Here is a 19,292-nt window from a genome sequence, read left to right as displayed (position 1 = left end):
GGGAATGTTTTGCTTTCAATGTCAGGAGACGGCCATGAACAAGGGCTGTACGATCAAGGGCGTCTGCGGAAAAGAACCCGCGACCGCCGGATTGATGGACGTGCTGATCTATGCCGTCCGGGGCGAGGCGATCGTCAACCGGGCGCTGCGCGCAAAAGGCGCCGCCGACACCGCCGCCAGCCGCCGGATGCTCGACGCGCTGTTCAGCACCATCACCAACGCCAATTTCGACGACGAGGCGCTGAAGATGCGCATCGCCGAAGCGCTGGCGACGAAAAACCGCCTGATCGGAACGGCCGAGAAACGCGGCATCGCGCTGCCCGACATGCCTGAAGTGAAATTCCGCCCCGCCCCGTCGGAATACGAAGCCGAAGCCGCAAAAGTGGGTGTGCTGAGCATGCGCGACGAGGACATACGGTCGCTCAAACAACTGATCATCTACGGCGTGAAGGGAGCCGCCGCCTACGCCGAACACGCCCTGAACCTCGGCCACGAAGACCCGTCGCTCTACGAGATGCTGGAAAACGCCCTGGCCGAGGTCAGCCGCGAAGACATCGGCGCCGACGAGCTCACGGCGCTGATCCTGAACGTCGGCGAAGCGGGCGTCAAGGCGATGGCGCTGCTCGACAAGGCCAACACCTCGGCCTACGGCGACCCGGAGATCACGAAGGTCAACATCGGCGTCGGCAAACGCCCCGGCATCCTCGTGAGCGGTCACGACCTGAAAGACTTCGGGGAGCTGCTCGAACAGACCAAAGATGCCGGCGTGGACATCTACACCCACAGCGAAATGCTTCCGGCGCACTATTATCCGGCTTTCAAGAAGTACAGCCACTTCGTCGGCAACTACGGCAACGCCTGGTGGAAACAACGCGACGAGTTCGAGACTTTCAACGGCGTGATCCTCTTCACGACCAACTGCATCGTGCCCCCGCGGCCGAACGCGGCCTACGCCGACCGGATCTATACGACGGGCTCGGCCGGGCTGCCCGGCGCAACGCATATCCCGGACCGCAAGGAGGGCAGACCGAAGGATTTCTCGCAGCTGATCGAGCACGCCAAGAAGTGCCCGCCTCCGACGGAGATCGAACACGGAGAGATCGTCGGCGGCTTCGCCCACCATCAGGTGCTGGCGCTGGCCGACAAGGTGGTCGATGCCGTGAAGTCGGGAGCGATCAGGAAGTTCATCGTGATGGCCGGATGCGACGGCCGCATGCGCTCGCGGGAGTATTACACCGATTTCGCTTCGGCGCTGCCCGAAGATACGGTCATCCTGACGGCCGGATGCGCCAAATACCGCTACAACAAACTGCCGCTGGGTGACATCGGAGGCATTCCGCGCGTACTCGACGCCGGACAATGCAACGACAGCTATTCGCTGGTGCGCATCGCGCTGGCGCTGAAGGAGGCTTTCGGGCTCGGGAGCGTCAACGACCTGCCGATCGTCTACAACATCGCGTGGTACGAGCAGAAGGCCGTCATCGTGCTGCTGTCGCTGCTGAGCCTCGGCATCAAGAACATCCACGTCGGGCCCACGCTCCCGGCGTTCCTGTCGCCGAACGTACTGAAAGTGCTGACCGACAAATTCGGCCTCGGGACCATTTCGACTGTGGAAGAAGACATGAAAAACCTGATTTATGAAAACAACGACGGAAAACACGTTCCCGAAGGCATCGGTGATGCGGTTCGCGGATAAAATCGAATATGCCGACGGAGGCGTCGTAAGCAAACAGGTGCTGAAAAACGACGCCGGCAACATCACCCTCTTCGCATTCGACGAGGAGCAGGGACTCGCAGAGCACACCGCACCGTTCGACGCCCTGGTGCAGGTGTTGGACGGCGAGGCCGAAATCCGGATCGGCGGCGAACCGCTCCGGCTGAAAACCGGCGACGCCGTCATCATGCCCGCCGGGGTCCCTCACGCCCTGCAAGCCGTCGGGCGGTTCAAAATGCTGCTGACCATGATCAAGGGATGAGAAAGAGAGAACGCCGGCTTGCGCCGGCGTTCTCTTTACGCCCGTAAGATGCGAGCGGAAAAGACCGTAAATGTCCAGAATAAGACCGTTTATCCGAAGTCCTCCGCTTGCGCAATCGGCAGGGCTTTAGTAACTTGCAGCCGGACAAATCCGCTTCCCGCAGCTGCGGACAGAAACAACTGGCATTCAACGGCTTGAATTTTGCGGCAGGCGGAATCGTTCGTTGTGCACATGCTGAGAAAAATCGTAAAATATACGCTTCGGACACTGATCGTCATCCTGCTGGCGGTGCTGCTCGCCCCCGCGCTGCTCTACGTTCCGGCCGTTCAGGATTTCATCCGGGGCAAGGCGGTCGGCTACGCCTCCGAGGCGCTCGGCATGGACCTTTCGGTCGGCCGCATCCGCCTCGCCTTCCCGCTCCGGCTGACGGTCGAAGAGACGCTGCTGATCGACCGGGCCGACACGCTCGTCGATTGCGGCCGGCTCTCGCTGGACGTGGCCCTGTGGCCGCTGATCCGGAAAGAGGTCGTCGTCCGCAGTTTCGAACTGGACCGGATCGCGGCCCACTACAAAGACACCACGGGAGGTTTGGATATGCGCCTCTCCGCCGGACTGCTCTCGCTCGGGGAGACCCGGGCCGACCTCCGGACCCAGAGGGCCGGCATCGCCCGGATCACACTCTCCGACGGCGACATCTTCCTCGGCCTGAAGGCATCGGCCCCTGCGGAAAAGGCCGACAGCACGGCTCCGCCGGCCTGGTCGCTCGACATCCGGAAAATCTCGGTACTGAACACCTCCTTCGGGATGCGGACCGCACCCGCGGTGACCGAACTCGCGGTACGCCTTGCCGACGGCATGGTCGAGGAGTGCCGCGTCCGGCTCGACAGCCAGCAGGTCAGCGTCGGGAGCGTGCTGCTCGACCGCGGCGTCTGCTCCTACCTGACCGCCCCGTCCGGCCCCGGGGCCGAAACGCCGCCCGAACCCGCCGACACGACGCCCTCCCTGCCGTGGACCGTGCGGGTGGGAAGCGTCGCGCTGACCGACAACCGGGTGGAGTACGGCACGCTGGGCCACCGCCCCGCCGCGGGATTCGACCCGGCGTTCATCGCCCTCTCGGCACTCGACCTGCGGATCGACTCGGTCTACAACCGGGGCGCCGACATCGCCCTGCAACTCCGGCAGCTGACGTTCACCGAGCGCAGCGGACTTTCGGTGCGCGACGCGAGCGGACGGTTCGAAATGGGCCCGGCAGGCGTTTCGCTCTCCGGATTCGAACTCGGAACCGCCCGCTCCCGGCTCCGGGCCGACGTTTCGGCCGGACCCGGCATCCTGCGCACAGAGCCCCGCACGCCGCTCTCCGCCGCGCTTTCCGCCGACCTGAACACCCGGGAGATCGCCGATCTCTGCCCGGCGGCGATCCCTCCGGCGTTGAACGACCGCACGGTCCGGATGAAACTGACCGCGGCGGGAACCCTGGCCGACATCGGCCGGATCGGTCTCGACATATCGTCGCCCGGACACCTCGACTTCACCGCCGACGGCCGGGCGCAAAACCTCCTCGACCCCGAATCGCTGAACGCTTCGGCCCGTTTCGAAGGCGACTTCCGCGACATGGCCTTCCTCGTGGAGCTACTGCCCGATTCGGCCCTGCGCCGCCGGGTGGCGATCCCCGACCGGATCGGACTTCGCGGCTCGGCCGCGGCGGACAGAGGTGCGTTCTCGGTCGCCTCAACGCTCTCCGTCGGCGACGGCCGCATCGTTCTGGACGGGCGTCTCGATCCCCGGCAGGAGAGCTACGACGCCGAGTTCCGGTGCGACAGCTTCCCGGCCGGCCGCTTCCTGCCGTCCGACTCGCTGGGGATGCTCGACCTCGCGCTGACCGCCCGGGGCGCCGGATTCGACCCGTTCGAAGCCCGGACCCGGGCGAGCCTCCGGGCGCAGATCGACCATGCGGAGTACCGCGGTCACGACTTCGGCGGTATCGGGCTGGAGGCGGATTTGGAAGACCACCGTCTTTCGGGCGCCCTCTCCGACCGGGATTCGACCCTGCGGATGTCGCTGACGCTCTCCGGTGCGCTGACCGAGGAGCGGCAGGAGGTGCGCCTCGCAGGCAGAATCGCCGATTTCGACCTCGCACAGATGGGCTTTGCCCCGGAGCGGCTCGGCGGTTCGTTCCTGCTCGACGCCGAGGCATCGGCGACCCGCTCCGGCAGCTATGCCGCCCGCGTGGGGCTGGACAGCATCGTGATCCGAAGCGGCTACCGCACCGACCGCATCCGCGCCACCAGCCTCTCGTTCGCAGCCGACACGGCCTCGACGCGGGTCGAGGCGTCGTCCGGCGACCTGTCGCTGCGGTTCTCGTCGCGCAGTCCGCTGGACTCGCTGATCGCGGCCCTGACCCGGAGCGCCGACACGCTGGCGCGCCAAATCCGCCTCCAGAAGGTCGATATGGAGCAGCTGCAACCCGTGCTTCCCGACTTCGACCTGCAAGCCGCAGCCGGACGGAACAATATCCTGAACAACCTGCTGAAAACCCGGAAAGCCTCGTTCAAAGCGCTGGAAATCCGGGGCGGCAACCACGATTCGCAGCCCGTCTCGCTCCGGATGCGCGTCGAAGGACTCGCCTCGGGAGGCATCGTGCTGGACACCGTGAAGCTCGGCATCGCGCAGGAGGCGGAACGGCTGGCCTACTACCTCCGCGCGGCGAACACCCCCGGCAATCTCGACCATGTGGCGCAAGCCGCCCTGTACGGCAGTCTGGCGGGCAACACCGGCACGGTGAACCTCTGGCAGAAAAACTGTGCGGGCCGCGAAGGGTTCCGCTTCGGGTTCGACGTGGCGTGGACCGACAGCCTGATCCGCGCGAGCGTCACGCCCCGCAACCCGCTCTTCGGCTTCGAACCCTGGGAGGTCAATCCCGGCAACTACCTCGTCTACCGCTTCGACAAACGGCTGGAAGCCGACCTCGACCTGACCCACGGCACCCAGCGGTTCGCACTGCGGAGCGTCTCCGCCCCCGGCGCGCCCGACGGCATCCGGCTCGACATCGCCGGACTGAACATCGGCTCGATGCTGGAACTGCTCCCCTCGGCGCCGCCCATCGACGGCGTGCTGGGCGCCGACGTGACGCTGCACCTCGCGCCGGACAGCCTGTGCCTCCGGGGCGACGTGTCGGTGTCGGAGCTCTCCTACGCAAAACAGCGTTTCGGGAATCTCGATTTCGGGCTCTTCTACGGTCAGGGCCGGGGACACCGGGCCGATGCACGGCTTCTGCTGGACGGCGCCGAGGCGCTGACCGTCGCGGGCGACTACCGCCCCGACCGCGAAAGCCCGCTCGACCTGACGGTCTCGGTTCCGGGGCTTCCCCTGCGTCCGGTCAACATCTTTCTGCCCGAAGATCTGCTCCGCCTCTCGGGCGACCTCGGGGCGAAAGTGCACGTGCGGGGCACCTCCGACCGGCTGACACTCGACGGCGGCGTGCGGTTCGCGCAGACCGAAGTCCGCGTGCCGATGATCGGCACCTCGTTCCGGCTCTCGTCCGACACCATCCGCATCGCCGACAGCCGCGTGCGGTTCGACGACTACGCGATCACGGCCCCGAACAAAAATCCGCTGACGATCCGGGGCAGCGTCGATCTCTCGGACTTCGCCCGGATGAAGGCCGACCTCGCGCTGCGTGCCTCCGACTTCCAATTCGTGAACGTCGCCCGCAAGGAGGGAGCCCCGGTCTACGGAAAAGCCTACCTCGATCTCGACGCCACGGCCCGGGGGCCGCTCGACGAACTCGTCGTCCGCGGCAGCCTCGCCCTGCTGGGCGGCACGGACATCAGCTACGTCATGCAGGACTCGCCGATGGAGGTGAAAGAGCGGCCGCAGAACGTCGTGTCGTTCGTGTCGTTCCGCGACCTCGACGCGCAGGAGCCCTCCGAAGCGGCCCCGGCGGTCCGGATCGGCGGTATGGACGTGCTGCTGAACGTCGATATCAACAGCGACGTGAAGGCCGGCGTGGACCTCTCGGCCAGCGGCGATAACCGCATCGACCTCCAGGGCGGCGGCAACCTGACCTACACGATGAATCCGCTGGGCGACGTGAGCCTCTCGGGCAAATACGTCCTCTCGGGCGGCACCGTGCGCTACAACCCGCCGGTCATCTCGCAAAAGATCTTCAAGATCACCCCCGACGGCTACGTCGAGTGGGTGGGGAACATCGCCGACCCGGCCTTCAACATCACGGCCGTCGAGACCGTCCGGACCAACGTCTCCTCGAACGACCAGGATGCGCGCCCGGTGAACTTCGACATCTCGATCAACATCCGCAACACGCTCAACGACCTCGCGGTGAGCTTCGACCTCGCGGCCCCCGAGGACCTCACGCTGCAAAACGAACTGAACTCGCTCACGGCCGAACAGCGCGCCACGCAGGCGATGAACCTCCTGATATACAACACCTACACGGGTCCCGGATCGACGGGCAAAGCCTCCTCGGAGAACCCGCTCAACTCGTTCATCCAGAAGGAGCTCAACCAGTGGGCGCAGAACAATCTGAAAGGCGTCGATCTCTCGTTCGGCATCAACTCCTACGGCGAGGACGACCCCAACGGCCAGCGCACCGACTACTCCTACCGCCTTTCGAAGAGCCTGTTCAGCAACCGCGTGCGGGCGGTCATCGGAGGCAAGATCAGCACCGACGCCGATCCGTCGCAGAACCTCAAGGAGAACCTGATCGACGACATCTCGCTGGAATACATGCTCACCAAACGGGACAACATGTACCTGCGCCTGTTCCGCCACACGGGCTACGAGAGCATCCTCGAAGGCGAGATCACCGAGACGGGCGTGGGCTTCGTCATCCGCAAGAAACTGCTGCGCCTGGGCGACCTGTTCCGGCTGACGAAGCGCAGCACCGAAAAACGACAACGCAATGAGTCCGAAGAGCTTCCGAAATAGCGTCCTCCTGCTTGCGGCCGCCGCGCTGCTCGCAGCCTGCTCCACCACCCGGCGTCTGGGGGCGGGCGAGGTTCTGTACACGGGCGTGAAGAAAATCCGCATCGAACCCGACTCGGGCGTCGTGCTCTCCTCGGCCGCCGAATCGGCCGTGAAGGAGCCCCTCTCCGTGGCCCCGAACAACCCGCTTTACAGCCCCTATCTGCGCACGCCGCTGCCGATCGGCCTCTGGGCGTGGAACTATTTCTACACGCCGAAAGAAAAGGGATTCAAATACTGGTTCTACAAGCGGCTGGCCAAACAGCCCGTGCTGATCTCCAAGGTGCAGCCCGAACTGCGCACCCGGGTCGCCGAGCTGGTTCTCGAAAACTACGGCTATTTCGGCTCCCGGGCCTCGGACTCCCTGCTCCACCGCAAGCACGGCCGCAAGGCCAAGGTGAACTATACGCTCCGGATCGCGCCGCCGTTCCGCTACTCGGAGATCACCTACCCGGCGGTCGAAGGCGGGCTGAAACCCCTGATCGACAGTCTGCACGCCACCTCGCTGCTCCGCACGGGCGCGCAATACAACCTCGACACCCTCACGCTCGAACGGCAGCGCATCGCGCGGCTCCTGCGCAACCGGGGCTACTACTATTTCCGTCCGGAGTATCTGGAATACCTCGCCGACACAACGATCTCGCCGCAACGGGTCGCCGTGCGGCTGAACCTCAAACCGAACACCCCCGAGGTGGCCCTCAAACCCTATCGCGTGGGCGACATCACCGTCCGTCTGACCAACATCCGCCCCGGTCCGGCCGACACCCTCCGGCTGCGCAACGCCACGGTCATCGCCCAGCGTCCGATGAAGATACGGCCCGGAGTCCTCGCCCGGGCGCTCGCCCTCGAACCCGGCCAGCTCTTCACCGTCGATGCCCAGAGCCGCACGCAAACCAGCCTCAACAAACTGGGGATTTTCCGCTCGGTCAACCTGGGCGTCACGCCGCTCGACTCCCTGCGGGGCGCCGACACGCTCGACGTCACGCTCGACGCGCAGTTCGACTACCCGCTCGAAGCGGCCCTCGAAACCGACGTGACCACCAAGTCGAACAGCTTCATCGGCCCGGGCATCACCTTCAAGGTCAGCAACAACAACCTCTTCCGGGGCGGCGAGGTCCTCGCCCTGAAACTCAACGGCTCCTACGAATGGCAGACGGGCAACCGGAACTCCGGAGGCCGCTCCTCGCGGCTGAACTCCTACGAACTGGGGCTGAACGCCAATCTCAACATCCCGCGACTGCTGCTGCCGCACTCCATGACGCGGCGCATGCGCTATCCGGGAAGCACCTCGTTCCAGCTGGGCGTGGACCTGATGAACCGTCCCAGCTTCTTCCGGCTGATCGCCTTCAGCGGCTCGGCGGGCTACAATTTCCAGACCTCGCCTTACAGCCGCCACGCGCTGACGGTCTTCAAGCTCACCTATAACAAACTGCTGCACACGACCGAATCCTTCGATCAGACGATGGACGAGAACCCGGCCATCGCCATGAGCTTCCGCAACCAGTTCGTGCCGTCGATCGGCTATACCTACACCTTCGACAAGAGCTACGGCGCCACGGGCAACCGCCGTCTCTATTGGCAGAACAGCGTCACTTCGGCGGGCAATCTCCTCTCGGGCATTCTGCGGGCCTTCGGCGAACGCCAGCGCCAGCACCTCTTCGGCAACCGATTCTCGCAGTTCGCCAAGGAGGTGAGCGAATTGAAGTTCTACCACCGCATCGGCCGCCGCAACAACTGGCTGGCAACGCGCCTGCTCGTCGGCGTGGGCTACGCCTACGGCAACTCGGAGGTGATGCCTTACAGCGAACAGTTCTACATCGGCGGCGCCAACAGCATCCGGGCCTTCACGGTGCGTTCGCTGGGCCCCGGCAGCTACCGCCCGCCCCGCGACGACCGCAACGGATACCTCGACCAGACGGGCGATTTCAAACTGGAAGCCAACGTCGAATACCGCTTCGGGCTCCTCGGGAAGCTCGGCGGAGCCGTATTCCTCGACGCCGGCAACATCTGGCTGCTGAAGAACGACCCCAAACGCCCCGGCGCGGAGCTGAAATGGAAGGGCTTCCTGAACGAGATCGCCTTGGGCACGGGCTTCGGACTGCGTTATGACATCAGCGTTCTGGTCATCCGCGCCGACCTCGGCATCGGCCTGCACACGCCCTATCCGAATCCGGACAAAAAGGGTTATTACAACATCTCCAGCTTCAAGGACGGCCTGGGCTTCCACCTGGCCATCGGCTATCCTTTCTGACCCGCCCCCGCCCCGCCCAAGGCCGGGATTCCACCCGGACCGGACGCCCGCCAGCGCCCGGTCCGGGCTCTTTTTCACAGGGCCGGAGCATCGCATTTTGCAATATTCCATCTCAATTTACAATTAAATTTTATAAATTAATACCAAGCCTTGGGATTAGAATTGCCCATACAGTATCTAAACCGGATTTTTGTTTTATGAACATGAACACAACAGGACCAGCACAACCACGGCATCCGTCGGGGGCTCCGACCGTGCCGATCCGAACCTAACCGACCCATAGTCGCTGCCGCCCTCTTCGTACATACGTGGTTTTTGCCGGCCAAGAATTTCAAACCCTAAAAAACGGAGAACCATGTACGTACCCGATCACCTGAAACTGCGCATCGCACTCGCACGACAGCTCAAAGCCTTCTATTACGAAGACGGAAACTCCAGCCGCAACCGCAAACGGATTTACAGGGCATACGGCAAATACCTCGGAACGACCTACGACACCTTTCTCAACTACCTCAAGGAAGGGAAATACGACCTTTCGGGGATAAAACTCGCACCGCATATCGTGGCGACGACGGCGCTGCTCGAACCGATCAGGACGGCCTGCGAACGGCTCTACGCCCGACGCCCGAACGCCTTATGGACGCTTCCCGAGATCGCCGCCGAGGTTCTCGCCGTCCTGCACAAGGAGGCCGAAGAGGGGAAGCCGGTCCGGAAGCTCCGCATCTACTGATCCCGACAGGCCGACGGCCGCTCCGCCCCTGCCCGTTCCGATGCAAAACCGGTCCGGCACAGGGCTTTCCGCAGAAAATCGGGTCTCCATTTGCAGAATCAGGAAATATTGCGTATTTTTGGGGCACCTTTCGGAAAGATGCAGGAGTGGTTGAACTGGCCCGCCTGGAAAGCGAGTAAACCCCTAAAGGGTTTCAGGGGTTCGAATCCCCTTCTTTCCGCAAAATTGATTTCCAAACAAAAGGTTGCATAAAGTGCAACCTTTTTTGTTTTAGGAGCGGCGCAAATTCATTTGCAGACGTGTCCAAAAACAAAAAAAGAACCTCCCCAAAAGGGAGGCTTTCGTTTGGAAATCAGTTTTGCAGGGACGCCTCCGGCAGGACCGGGGAGAGGCGAAGCGGCACGCAGCGCCAGCGGAGTGAAGCGAGCCAATCCCCCGACCACCAATCAGCAGAACCAAAGATCGACGAGCGCAGCAAAGTCAATTTCCCAAGACTTCGCTCTTTCCTACCGGATAAAACTCGTCGCCACCCGCTCTTCGGGCTCCGGACGCCCCTCCCCGGCCAGCAGCCCCGCGCGAAGCACGCGCGCCATGTTGCGCGCCAGCACCCGCATCGTCTGCAATCCTTCGGCATCCTGCGCCGCCTCGCCGGGCAGCCGTCCGTGGACGCTGTTCCAATACTGCGACGAGACGACAAGCATGTTCGAGATCGTGAAATACTTGTTCAGCCGGTCGAACGTCGCACTCGCCCCGCCCCGGCGGCAGACGGCGACCGCAGCCGCAGGCTTGTAGGCCAGCAGGCTCCCGCAGGAGTAAAACAGCCGGTCGAGCAGCGCGCACAGCGATCCGTTCGGCCCGGCGTAGTAGACCGGCGACCCGACCACGAGGGCGTCGGCCCCGGCGAGTTTTTCACGCACTTCGTTATAAAGCGCGTCGTTGAAGACGCAGCGGCCCAGCTCCGTGCATTTCCCGCAGGCGATGCACCCCTGCACGGCCCGCGTGCCGATCGACACGATCTCGGCCCCGATGCCCTCGTCGCGGAGCGTGCGGGCCACTTCCGAAAGCGCGATGAAGGTGTTCCCCTCGCGCCGGGGGCTTCCGTTAATAAGCAGTACTTTCATGACAGCTATTTTTAATAAAGACACTCCCTGCACTTACCGCGCCGGAGACACGGCATTTCATCTATTAATGAAAAAGGGGGATTCTTTCGAACCTCCCTCACTCTCAAACCTAACCGGAAATTACTCGGCCTTCTCGCAGCAGGGTTTCTCGGCGCAGGTTTTCGTCGAATCGCACTTCTCGGCGCAGCAAGCCTTCGTCGAGTCGCATTTCTCGGCGCAGCAGGCAGCAGCTTCGGTCGTGGCGGCAGCCTCGGCGGCGGCATTGTCAGCGGCCTTCTTGTTCGAATTGCCACAGCAGCTTACCATAGCGACGGCAGCCATGACGACAACAAAAGAGAAAATCTTTTTCATAGCGCTAAATGTTTAGAAATTAGTTGTTCTGTAACGCCGCAAAGATAGATATTCGCCCGAAATAAGCAAAGAAAAAACGCATATTTTTCAAAAACGGGCTTTTTCAGTCCAAAAGGTTCGAAATCGGGAACTCCTCGTTTTTCAGGAACGCCTTCGGAAAAGTCCCCGTCACGCGGCCTTTCAGGATCACGGCCTCCTCGTTGCTCAGGCAGTCCCCGACCGAAACGACGAAATAGGGGATCTTGTAATCCATGTAGACCTTCACGCCCGGATAGGTCTCTTCGAAGAGTTTCTGGGCGGCGAAAGCCCCGTTGCGGGCCTCGGGTCCGTTGTCCGAGAAGATGCAGACGCGGAAGCCGCGCACCCGCAGCTGCTGTCCGGCGCGCACGGCCTCGGCCACGGCGCGCGCGGCGTCGCCGTGCTCCGCGACGGTCACCTGCGCCCGGCCGAAAAAGGCGGTGCCGGCGACGGGTTCGGCCAGACGCTGTTTGAAAGCGTCGAGCGACTGCGCGCGGAGCGAAACGGCCGCACACAGGAGCATCAGGATAAGGATCGACAATCTGCGCATCACTTCAATTTGTTTTTAACGTCCTGCAACGTCAGGCCAAAGGTATTCAAAAAATCCGACAACGGCATCCTGTCGCGCGAAATTTTTACGGGCGCCGGGCCTCCGCGCCCCTCCAGGGCATAGGCGATGCCGACCTGCGAAAGGTCTCCCGCCTCGACTTTCCGGAGCAGCACGTAGAGCGCCAGCGGATCGGAGATTTTCACCCGCCACAGCGTCCGGAAGCTGCCCGTCGTGCGCCGGGGCACCTCGACCGGCTCGCGCAGCACGACCGTCCCCACACGCCCGTCGGCGTAGTAAACATCGATTTCGGCCGTTTCGAGCTGCAACTTGTAGCCCGTGTTGTTCATCACCCGCACGACGATCTCGGCGCCGGTCAGCCCCTGGCGTTCGATCTTCTCGATCCCCTCGAAGCGGATGTTGCGCTGCGCCTTCTCGACGGCCTTGCGGCACGAAGCCGCCGACACAGCAACAGCCAGCAGCAACAGGTATAACAGAAACTTTCTCATCGCTCTCCTATATATATCTGCGCAATCCCGCAACTCTGGCTCTTCGCCCGGCAGTTCCGGAACCCCGCCTTTTCCATCATCCCCAGAAACTCCGCCGGAGCGGGGAACTCCCCCACCGAAGCCGGCAGATACTCGTAGGCCCTTTTGTCGCGCGACACCAGTCCGCCGATGCGGGGCAGTATCTTGTAGGAGTAGAACTCGTACAGCGCCCGGAACACCCGGTTGCGGGGCCGCGAGAACTCCAGGATAACGACTTTGCCCCCGGGCCTTATCGTGCGGGCCAGTTCACGGAGCCCGGCCGCGAGGTCGCCGAAATTGCGCACCCCGAATGCGACGGTCGCCGCATCGACCGAGGCGTCGGCCACCTCCAGATGTTCGGCATCGCCCCGTTCGAGGACGATGCGGCTGTCCAGCCCCCGGGCCTCGACCTTGCGGCGCGCCACGGCGAGCATCTCCTCCGAAAGGTCCACGCCCATCACCTGCACGTCGCGGATGCGCCGCGCCAGGGCGATCGCCAGGTCGCCCGTGCCGGTCGCCACGTCGAGTATGCGGCGGGGATTCGCACGCCGCACCTCGTTCACCGCACGGCGGCGCCAGATGCGGTCGATGTTCACCGAAAGCGTATGGTTCAGCAGGTCGTACCGCGGCGCGATGTTGTCGAACATCTCGCGGACCTCCTCCTTCTTGGTCTGATCTGTGTTGTAGGGTTTCATTCGTATCTTATCGTTTCTTCGGGTTTCACGCCGGACACCACGGCCGTCGGGATCACCAGCAGGGCGACGATCGCGGCGACGAACCCGGCGTTCAGCGCCAGCCACCATCCCCATCCCAGCGACACGGGCACCTCCGAGAGCAAGTAGCCCTCCGAACTGAGTTTTATCAAATGGGTCCACTTCTGCACCAGACACAGCCCCAGCCCGACGGCGTTGCCCCACGCCAGTCCCCGCAGCGTGACGAAGCCCGCCCGCCAGAGGAAGATGCGCCGCAGTTCGCCGCTGCGCATCCCGAGAGCCTTCAGCAGACCGATCATGCGCGTGCGTTCGAGCACCAGAATCAGCAGCGCCGAGGCCATGTTGAAGAAGGCCACGACCAGCATGATGACGATGATCACCGCGGCGTTCACGTCGTGGGCTTTCAGCCAGTCGAAGATATTGGCGTAACGCTCCGTGACGCTCGTCACCGCGAGGTTCTCCGTTCCCTCCGCCTCGTCGTAGAGCAGCGTGCGGCCCAACGTGCGGGCGAAGGCGCCGGCGTCGCGCAGGTCGCGGGTCCGGATCTCGTAACCGGAGATCTCGTCCGGCCCCCAGTCCGAAAGCCGCTGCACGTTGCGGATGTCCGTGACGACCACCATGCCGTCCATCTCCTCCATCCCCGAGGCGTAGACGCCCGCCACCTTGAACCGGTCGCGGCGGGGCATCTCGCCCGGCTCGACGAAGAGCATCTCGACCTTGTCGCCCACCCCTAACAGCAGCCTGTCGGCCAGCGAACGCGACAGCAGGATGTCTTTCGTGCGCACCGAATCGCCCACGCGGGGCAGCTCGCCTTCGACGAGCCACTCGCGGAAATAAGACCAGTCGTAATCCCCCTCGACGCCTTTGAGCATCACCTCGCCCACGGCGTCGGCCGTGCGCACGATGCCGCCCTTCACGGCGTAGGGGGCCATCGCCTCGAACCCTTCGGTCGCGCGGATCAGCTCCTCGAGGTGTGCGCTGCGGTGCACGGGTTCCGAATCGAGGGCGTTGACACCCCGCACGTCGGTCACCGAGACGTGGGCGGCGAAGCCCGTCATCTTGTGCGCCACCTCGCGTTTGAACCCCATGATGACGGCCATCGCAAGGATCATCACAGCCGCGCCCACAGCCACCGACACCACGGCGATACGCTCCATCACCCCGGGTTTGTTCTCCGGGGAGGGCTTCGCCATGCGGCGTGCGATGAAAAAAGCGAGATTCATGGCAGCGGTTTTGCAGAAAATTTATGCAAAGAAACACATAAATTTCGTATTTCGGGTGTCGTAACGACACTTTTGTTTTACAAAGCCCCCGCAATCCGGTTTTGGAACAGCCCGGCTTTTTTGTACCGATTAACATCGTAACGACACTTATCATCCGGGAAGTATTTCGAAACCGCTCGTTTTTTCCTATCTTTGCGGCAAACAAAGGGTTCGATATGAAAAAGGAAGCTCTTATTACGGGTGCGACATCGGGCATCGGACGCGCCACGGCGCTGCGGCTTGCGAAAGAGGGGTATGCCGTCACGGCCACCGGACGGCGTGCCGAACGCCTCGCGGCGCTGAAAGCCGAGATCGAAGCCGCGGGAGGCCGCTGCACGACGCTCGCGTTCGACGTGCGCTCCGAAGAGGAGGTGCGCCGGAATCTCGAACCGCTCGAGAGGGTCGATCTGCTGGTCAACAACGCGGGACTGGCCGCCGGGCTGGAACACATCGACCTGGGAGACACCAGCGACTGGGACGCCATGATCGACACCAATGTCAAGGGGCTGCTCTACGTCACGCGCGTCATCGCCCCGAAGATGGTCGCCGCGGGCGGCGGCCACATCTTCAACATCGGCTCGATCGCCGGAACCGAAGCCTACGAGAACGGTGCGGTCTACTGCGCCTCGAAGCACGCCGTGCACGCCATTTCGCAGTCGATGCGCGCCGACCTGCTGTCGGCCGGGATCAAGGTTACGGAGATCCGCCCGGGGATGGTCGAGACGGAGTTTTCCGAAGTCCGCTTCCACGGCGACAAGGAGCGCGCCGATGCGGTCTACGCGGGCGTCGAACCCCTCACCGGCGACGACATCGCCGAAGCGATCGCATGGGCCGCACAATTACCCGCGCATATGAACGTTAATGATATGGTACTGATGCCCGCCCGACAGGCCGGAGCCTATTACACGTACCGCAAAACAAAATAGAGAACGCTATGACATTTCCTATGATTACACTGCTCCAGGCAGGTTATTACGCAGAGCCCCACGCCGCGCGCTACGACGCCGCGACGATGGGCATGTTCGTGCTGATCATCGCCATCGGCATCGTCGGCTTCATCGTGCAGGCGCGCCTGCAATCGGTGTTCAAGAAATATTCGAAGGTGCAGTTCCCGGGCGGCCTGACCGGCGCCGAGGTCGCCGAAAAGATGCTGCGCGACAACAACATCCACAACGTGAAAGTGACGCACGTGAGCGGCCACCTCACCGACCATTTCAATCCGCAGACGATGACCGTCAACCTGAGCGACTCGGTCTACTCTTCGACGAGCGTCGCAGCGGCGGCCGTCGCAGCCCACGAGTGCGGCCACGCCGTGCAGCACGCGCAGGGCTATGCGCCGCTGGTGCTGCGTTCGCAGCTGGTTCCCGTCGTGCAGTTCGCCTCGTCGGCCGCCACGTGGGTCATCATCCTGGGCCTCGTGATCCTGGCCTCGACGCAGAACGAACTCCTCTGCTGGATCGGCGTGGGCATGATCGCCATGTCGGCGGTCTTCTCGCTCGTCACGCTGCCCGTGGAGTACAACGCCTCGGCCCGCGCCCTGGAGTGGCTCCAGGTCAGCCGCACGATGCAGGGCGCACAGCTCGCACAGGCCAAGGAGGCCCTCTCGTGGGCGGCCCGCACCTACCTCGTGGCAGCGCTGAGCGCCATCGCCTCGGTCCTCTACTACGTCTTCCTGATCCTCGGACGGCGCGACTGACCCGGCGATGAACTCCCCCGAAAAAGACTTCACCCACCGCAGCTGGCTGGCGACCGCGGCGCTTATCGCAGTGCTCGCAGCCGTCAGCTTCATTCCCCCGCAGAGCATCGGGAGCGTCAAACTGCGCCGCGCCAACATCCTCTCGGATGTCCTCGTCTTCAACGATGCAGCGGCGGCCGAACCCGCCGCCGAACCCGTACTCTTCGACGAGGAGGATTTCCACATCGACCTCGAAGCCGTCGCCGAACGCATCGAGGCCGACACCGCCCCGCGTGAAACGCAGGCCACCTATCGGTGGATCATCCCGCGGGACAGCCTCCGCGGCCCGCGGCCCGAACCCGACCCGGCGCGCCTCACCGCGACGCCCGTTCCGATCGAGGATTACAGCGACAGCGGCCGCATCCGCGCCTTCTGCGACACGCTGCTCAACGCCCGGCGTCCGGTGCGCATCGCCTTCCTCGGCGACTCGTTCGTCGAGGGCGACATCCTCACCGCGGACCTGCGCGAACAACTCCAGACGGCCTTCGGGGAGCGGCCCGGCGGCGGTGCGGGATTCGCCCCGATGGCCTCGCCGCTGACGGCCTTCCGGCGCACGATCAAAACCCAGTCGAAAGGCTGGACGACCTACAACATCATGCAGCGCAAAGCCGCCCCGGAGAACCTGCGCAACCATTTCTACATCTCGGGATGGGTCAGCCAGCCCGCGGCGGGGGCATCGACCCGCTGGGAGAACACCGACTACCGCAAACTGCTCGACTCGTGCGACGGAGCGCGCATCTTCTTCCTCTCGCCCCACGACAGCCGCGTCGAGGTGACGCTCAACGACACCCTGCGCCGCGCGTTCGACATCACGGGCGACGCCGCCGTGCGTCAGATCGAGGTTTCGGCCCCGCACGTCCGCTCGCTCGCCTTCAAGGTGCTCTCCGGCACGGAGGGCTTCATCGGCTACGGCGCGATCTTCGAAGGCGGCGGCGTGGTGGTCGATAACTACTCGGTGCGCAGCAACAACGGTCAGGCGATGTTCTGGACCAACCCCTCGGTCAACGCCCGGATCAACGCCCTCACGGGCTACGATCTGGTGATCCTCCAATACGGGCTCAACATCATGCAGTCGGGCGTGAAGAGCTACACCAACTACGCGGCGCAGATCGAGAAGATGGTGGCCTTCGTCCGGAGCTGTTTCCCCCGCGCCGCGGTGCTGGTGCTGGGCGTCAGCGACCGTTCGACGAAGACCGACGCGGGCTTCGAACCGATGGACGCCATCCCCTACATGCTCGACGTTCAGCGCCAGGCGGCCCGGAACACGGGCGCGGCCTTCTGGCCCACGTGCGACGCCATGCGCGCACAAGGGGGCATGGAGCAGTTCGTGAAGAACGGCTGGGCCGGCAAGGACTACACCCATATCAACTACGCCGGCGGACGCCGCGTGGCGTGGGCACTGTTCGACGCCCTCAACGCCGAAGCCTGCGCGCTCCATGCCGAACAACGGGCCGCCGAACTGCGCCGGCAGACCGAAGCCGCCGTGCTCGACTCCCTGCAAAAGGCGCGCATCGAACGCAGCCTGCTGCCCGCCGCAGCCCCCGAACCGCTTAAACCGCCGATACGATGACGCTTCCCGCGACAGACGGATTCTGGGACAAAGTGCTGGCTCTGCTGACCTACGACGCCTCGTCGCCGCTGATCTTCAGCAGCGGGCTGTTTCTCTTCCTATTCGCGGGGTTCCTGCTCGTTTACAGCGCCTTCCGCCGCGCACCGATGGCCCGCATCGTCTATGTCATCGCCTTCTCGCTCTACTTCTACTACAAGTCGAGCGGCATCTATTTCCTGCTGCTGGTCTTCGCCGCGGCGAGCGATTTCCTGATCGCGCGCGGCATCTTCCGCACCCGCTCCAAAAGTCTGAAACGCTGGCTGATGGTGCTGAGCGTAGCCGTCAACCTCGGCATGCTCGGCTACTTCAAGTACACCAACTTCTTCATCGACATCTCCAACCAGCTGTTCGGGCAGGGATTCCTGCAATTCCGGAACATCTTCCTGCCGGTCGGCATCTCGTTCTTCGTCTTCCAGTCGATGAGCTACACCATAGACATCTACCGCGGCCAGCTGAAACCCCTGTCGAACTGGCTCGACTATCTCTTCTATCTGTCGTTCTTTCCGCAGTTAGTGGCCGGCCCGATCGTCCGGGCCCGGGACTTCATTCCCCAGATCCGGCAGAATCCGATCGTCGTCACCCGCGAGATGTTCGGCACGGGCGTCTTTCTGATCCTCACGGGTCTGTTCAAGAAGGCGATCATCTCGGACTACATCTCGCTCAATTTCGTTGACCGCATCTTCGACGAACCCCTGCTCTACTCCGGATTCGAGTGCCTGATGGGCATTTACGGCTACGCGCTGCAAATCTACTGCGACTTCTCGGGCTATTCGGACATGGCCATCGGCATCGCCCTGCTGCTGGGATTCCGCTTCCCGAAGAATTTCGACGCCCCCTACAAGTCGGCGACGATCACCGAATTCTGGCGGCGGTGGCACATCTCGCTCTCGTCGTGGCTGCGCGACTACCTCTACATCTCGCTGGGCGGCAACCGCAAGGGCCGCATCCGGACCTACGGCAACCTGCTGCTGACGATGCTGTTAGGCGGACTGTGGCACGGCGCGGCCGTGCGCTTCATCCTCTGGGGCGGGCTTCACGGCGCGGCGCTGGCCCTGCACAAACTGTGGATGTCGGTCGTTCCGGGCGCCAAGGCCACCGGGGCCCAGATGCACTGGTGGAGCCGTGCGGCGGGCATCTTCCTCACGTTCAACATCGTCTGCTTCGGGTGGCTGATGTTCCGCGCCGAGTCGATGCAGACCGTTCAGCTGATGCTGCACCAGATTTTCGAGAACTTCAACGCCCCGATGATTCCGCAGGTGCTGGCGGGCTATGCCGCCGTCTTCGCGCTGATCGCCGCTGGCTACGTCCTCCACCTGCTTCCGGGCCGGGTGGACGCCCTGGCGCAGCGGATCGTGGTCCACGCGCCGCTGGTGCTGCAAGTGGTGATGGCCGCGGCGATGATCTGGTGCGTCATGCAGATCAAATCCAGCGACATACAGCCGTTTATCTATTTCCAATTCTAAGTGACC

At 63.5% G+C, this 19,292-nt stretch carries 15 protein-coding genes and 1 tRNA gene; 10 read left to right on the top strand and 6 right to left on the bottom strand.

Annotated elements, in window-relative coordinates; genetic code table 11:
* Window positions 1–4 precede the first annotated feature (4 nt).
* The 6 genes from hcp (at window position 5) to WMO46_RS01005 (ending at window position 10,160) form a co-directional block, all read left to right on the top strand.
* Window positions 5–1,696 carry a hydroxylamine reductase gene (gene hcp, locus WMO46_RS01030; RefSeq protein WP_349093639.1) on the top strand — a complete coding sequence of 564 codons (1,692 nt, stop codon included), beginning with the start codon at window positions 5–7 and terminating at the stop codon, window positions 1,694–1,696.
* Complete coding sequence (locus WMO46_RS01025; RefSeq protein WP_129650832.1) at window positions 1,638–1,976, top strand: cupin domain-containing protein; 339 nt, start codon at window positions 1,638–1,640, stop codon at window positions 1,974–1,976. The genes hcp and WMO46_RS01025 overlap by 59 nt, the downstream gene beginning before the upstream one ends.
* Window positions 1,977–2,207: 231 nt before the next feature.
* A complete protein-coding gene (locus WMO46_RS01020; protein WP_349093602.1) occupies window positions 2,208–6,923 on the top strand; it encodes a translocation/assembly module TamB domain-containing protein in 4,716 nt (1,571 codons plus the stop codon).
* Window positions 6,898–9,210 (top strand): translocation and assembly module lipoprotein TamL, encoded by a 2,313-nt coding sequence (tamL, locus tag WMO46_RS01015; RefSeq protein ID WP_302588117.1) that lies wholly within the window; start codon window positions 6,898–6,900, stop codon window positions 9,208–9,210. Before WMO46_RS01020 ends, tamL begins: the two co-directional genes overlap by 26 nt.
* Window positions 9,211–9,565: 355 nt before the next feature.
* Window positions 9,566–9,940: a hypothetical protein gene (locus WMO46_RS01010; RefSeq protein WP_129650835.1), complete on the top strand. Its 375-nt coding sequence runs from the start codon at window positions 9,566–9,568 to the stop codon at window positions 9,938–9,940.
* Window positions 9,941–10,072: 132 nt separating this feature from the next.
* Window positions 10,073–10,160 (top strand) — tRNA-Ser (locus WMO46_RS01005).
* 286 nt (window positions 10,161–10,446) lie between these two features.
* Here the strand turns inward: WMO46_RS01005 and WMO46_RS01000 are convergent.
* From WMO46_RS01000 to WMO46_RS00975, 6 genes are all read right to left on the bottom strand, one after another.
* On the bottom strand, window positions 10,447–11,061 hold the full coding sequence (locus WMO46_RS01000) for a flavodoxin family protein (RefSeq protein ID WP_276715747.1): 615 nt from the start codon (window positions 11,059–11,061) through the stop codon (window positions 10,447–10,449).
* Window positions 11,062–11,181: 120 nt separating this feature from the next.
* Window positions 11,182–11,412 carry a hypothetical protein gene (locus WMO46_RS00995; RefSeq protein ID WP_026076800.1) on the bottom strand — a complete coding sequence of 77 codons (231 nt, stop codon included), beginning with the start codon at window positions 11,410–11,412 and terminating at the stop codon, window positions 11,182–11,184.
* Between the two features lie 103 nt (window positions 11,413–11,515).
* Window positions 11,516–11,980 carry a hypothetical protein gene (locus WMO46_RS00990; RefSeq protein WP_129652220.1) on the bottom strand — a complete coding sequence of 155 codons (465 nt, stop codon included), beginning with the start codon at window positions 11,978–11,980 and terminating at the stop codon, window positions 11,516–11,518.
* Complete coding sequence (locus tag WMO46_RS00985; protein ID WP_129650838.1) at window positions 11,980–12,486, bottom strand: hypothetical protein; 507 nt, start codon at window positions 12,484–12,486, stop codon at window positions 11,980–11,982. Before WMO46_RS00985 ends, WMO46_RS00990 begins: the two co-directional genes overlap by 1 nt.
* Window positions 12,483–13,199 (bottom strand): bifunctional demethylmenaquinone methyltransferase/2-methoxy-6-polyprenyl-1,4-benzoquinol methylase UbiE, encoded by a 717-nt coding sequence (gene ubiE, locus WMO46_RS00980; RefSeq protein ID WP_129650839.1) that lies wholly within the window; start codon window positions 13,197–13,199, stop codon window positions 12,483–12,485. The genes WMO46_RS00985 and ubiE overlap by 4 nt, the downstream gene beginning before the upstream one ends.
* The gene (locus tag WMO46_RS00975) at window positions 13,196–14,440 is read right to left on the bottom strand and encodes an ABC transporter permease (RefSeq protein WP_019152166.1); all 1,245 of its coding nucleotides are present in this window, start codon (window positions 14,438–14,440) and stop codon (window positions 13,196–13,198) included. Before WMO46_RS00975 ends, ubiE begins: the two co-directional genes overlap by 4 nt.
* Before the next feature lie 215 nt (window positions 14,441–14,655).
* On the opposite strand from WMO46_RS00975, the gene WMO46_RS00970 reads away from it, so the two are divergent.
* The 4 genes from WMO46_RS00970 to WMO46_RS00955 are packed head-to-tail and all read left to right on the top strand — an operon-like array spanning window position 14,656 to window position 19,286.
* Complete coding sequence (locus tag WMO46_RS00970) at window positions 14,656–15,405, top strand: SDR family NAD(P)-dependent oxidoreductase (protein ID WP_349093601.1); 750 nt, start codon at window positions 14,656–14,658, stop codon at window positions 15,403–15,405.
* A gap of 20 nt (window positions 15,406–15,425) precedes the next feature.
* On the top strand, window positions 15,426–16,175 hold the full coding sequence (locus WMO46_RS00965; RefSeq protein WP_278817764.1) for a zinc metallopeptidase: 750 nt from the start codon (window positions 15,426–15,428) through the stop codon (window positions 16,173–16,175).
* 7 nt (window positions 16,176–16,182) lie between these two features.
* Window positions 16,183–17,784 (top strand): SGNH/GDSL hydrolase family protein, encoded by a 1,602-nt coding sequence (locus tag WMO46_RS00960; protein ID WP_349093600.1) that lies wholly within the window; start codon window positions 16,183–16,185, stop codon window positions 17,782–17,784.
* Window positions 17,781–19,286 carry an MBOAT family O-acyltransferase gene (locus WMO46_RS00955; protein ID WP_195497033.1) on the top strand — a complete coding sequence of 502 codons (1,506 nt, stop codon included), beginning with the start codon at window positions 17,781–17,783 and terminating at the stop codon, window positions 19,284–19,286. The genes WMO46_RS00960 and WMO46_RS00955 overlap by 4 nt, the downstream gene beginning before the upstream one ends.
* Window positions 19,287–19,292: the final 6 nt, after the last annotated feature.

The organism is Alistipes intestinihominis, from assembly GCF_040095975.1.
Lineage (GTDB): Bacteria > Bacteroidota > Bacteroidia > Bacteroidales > Rikenellaceae > Alistipes > Alistipes senegalensis.
Note: the sequence above shows the minus strand (reverse complement) of the source record. Positions and strands in the feature narration are given on the sequence as shown.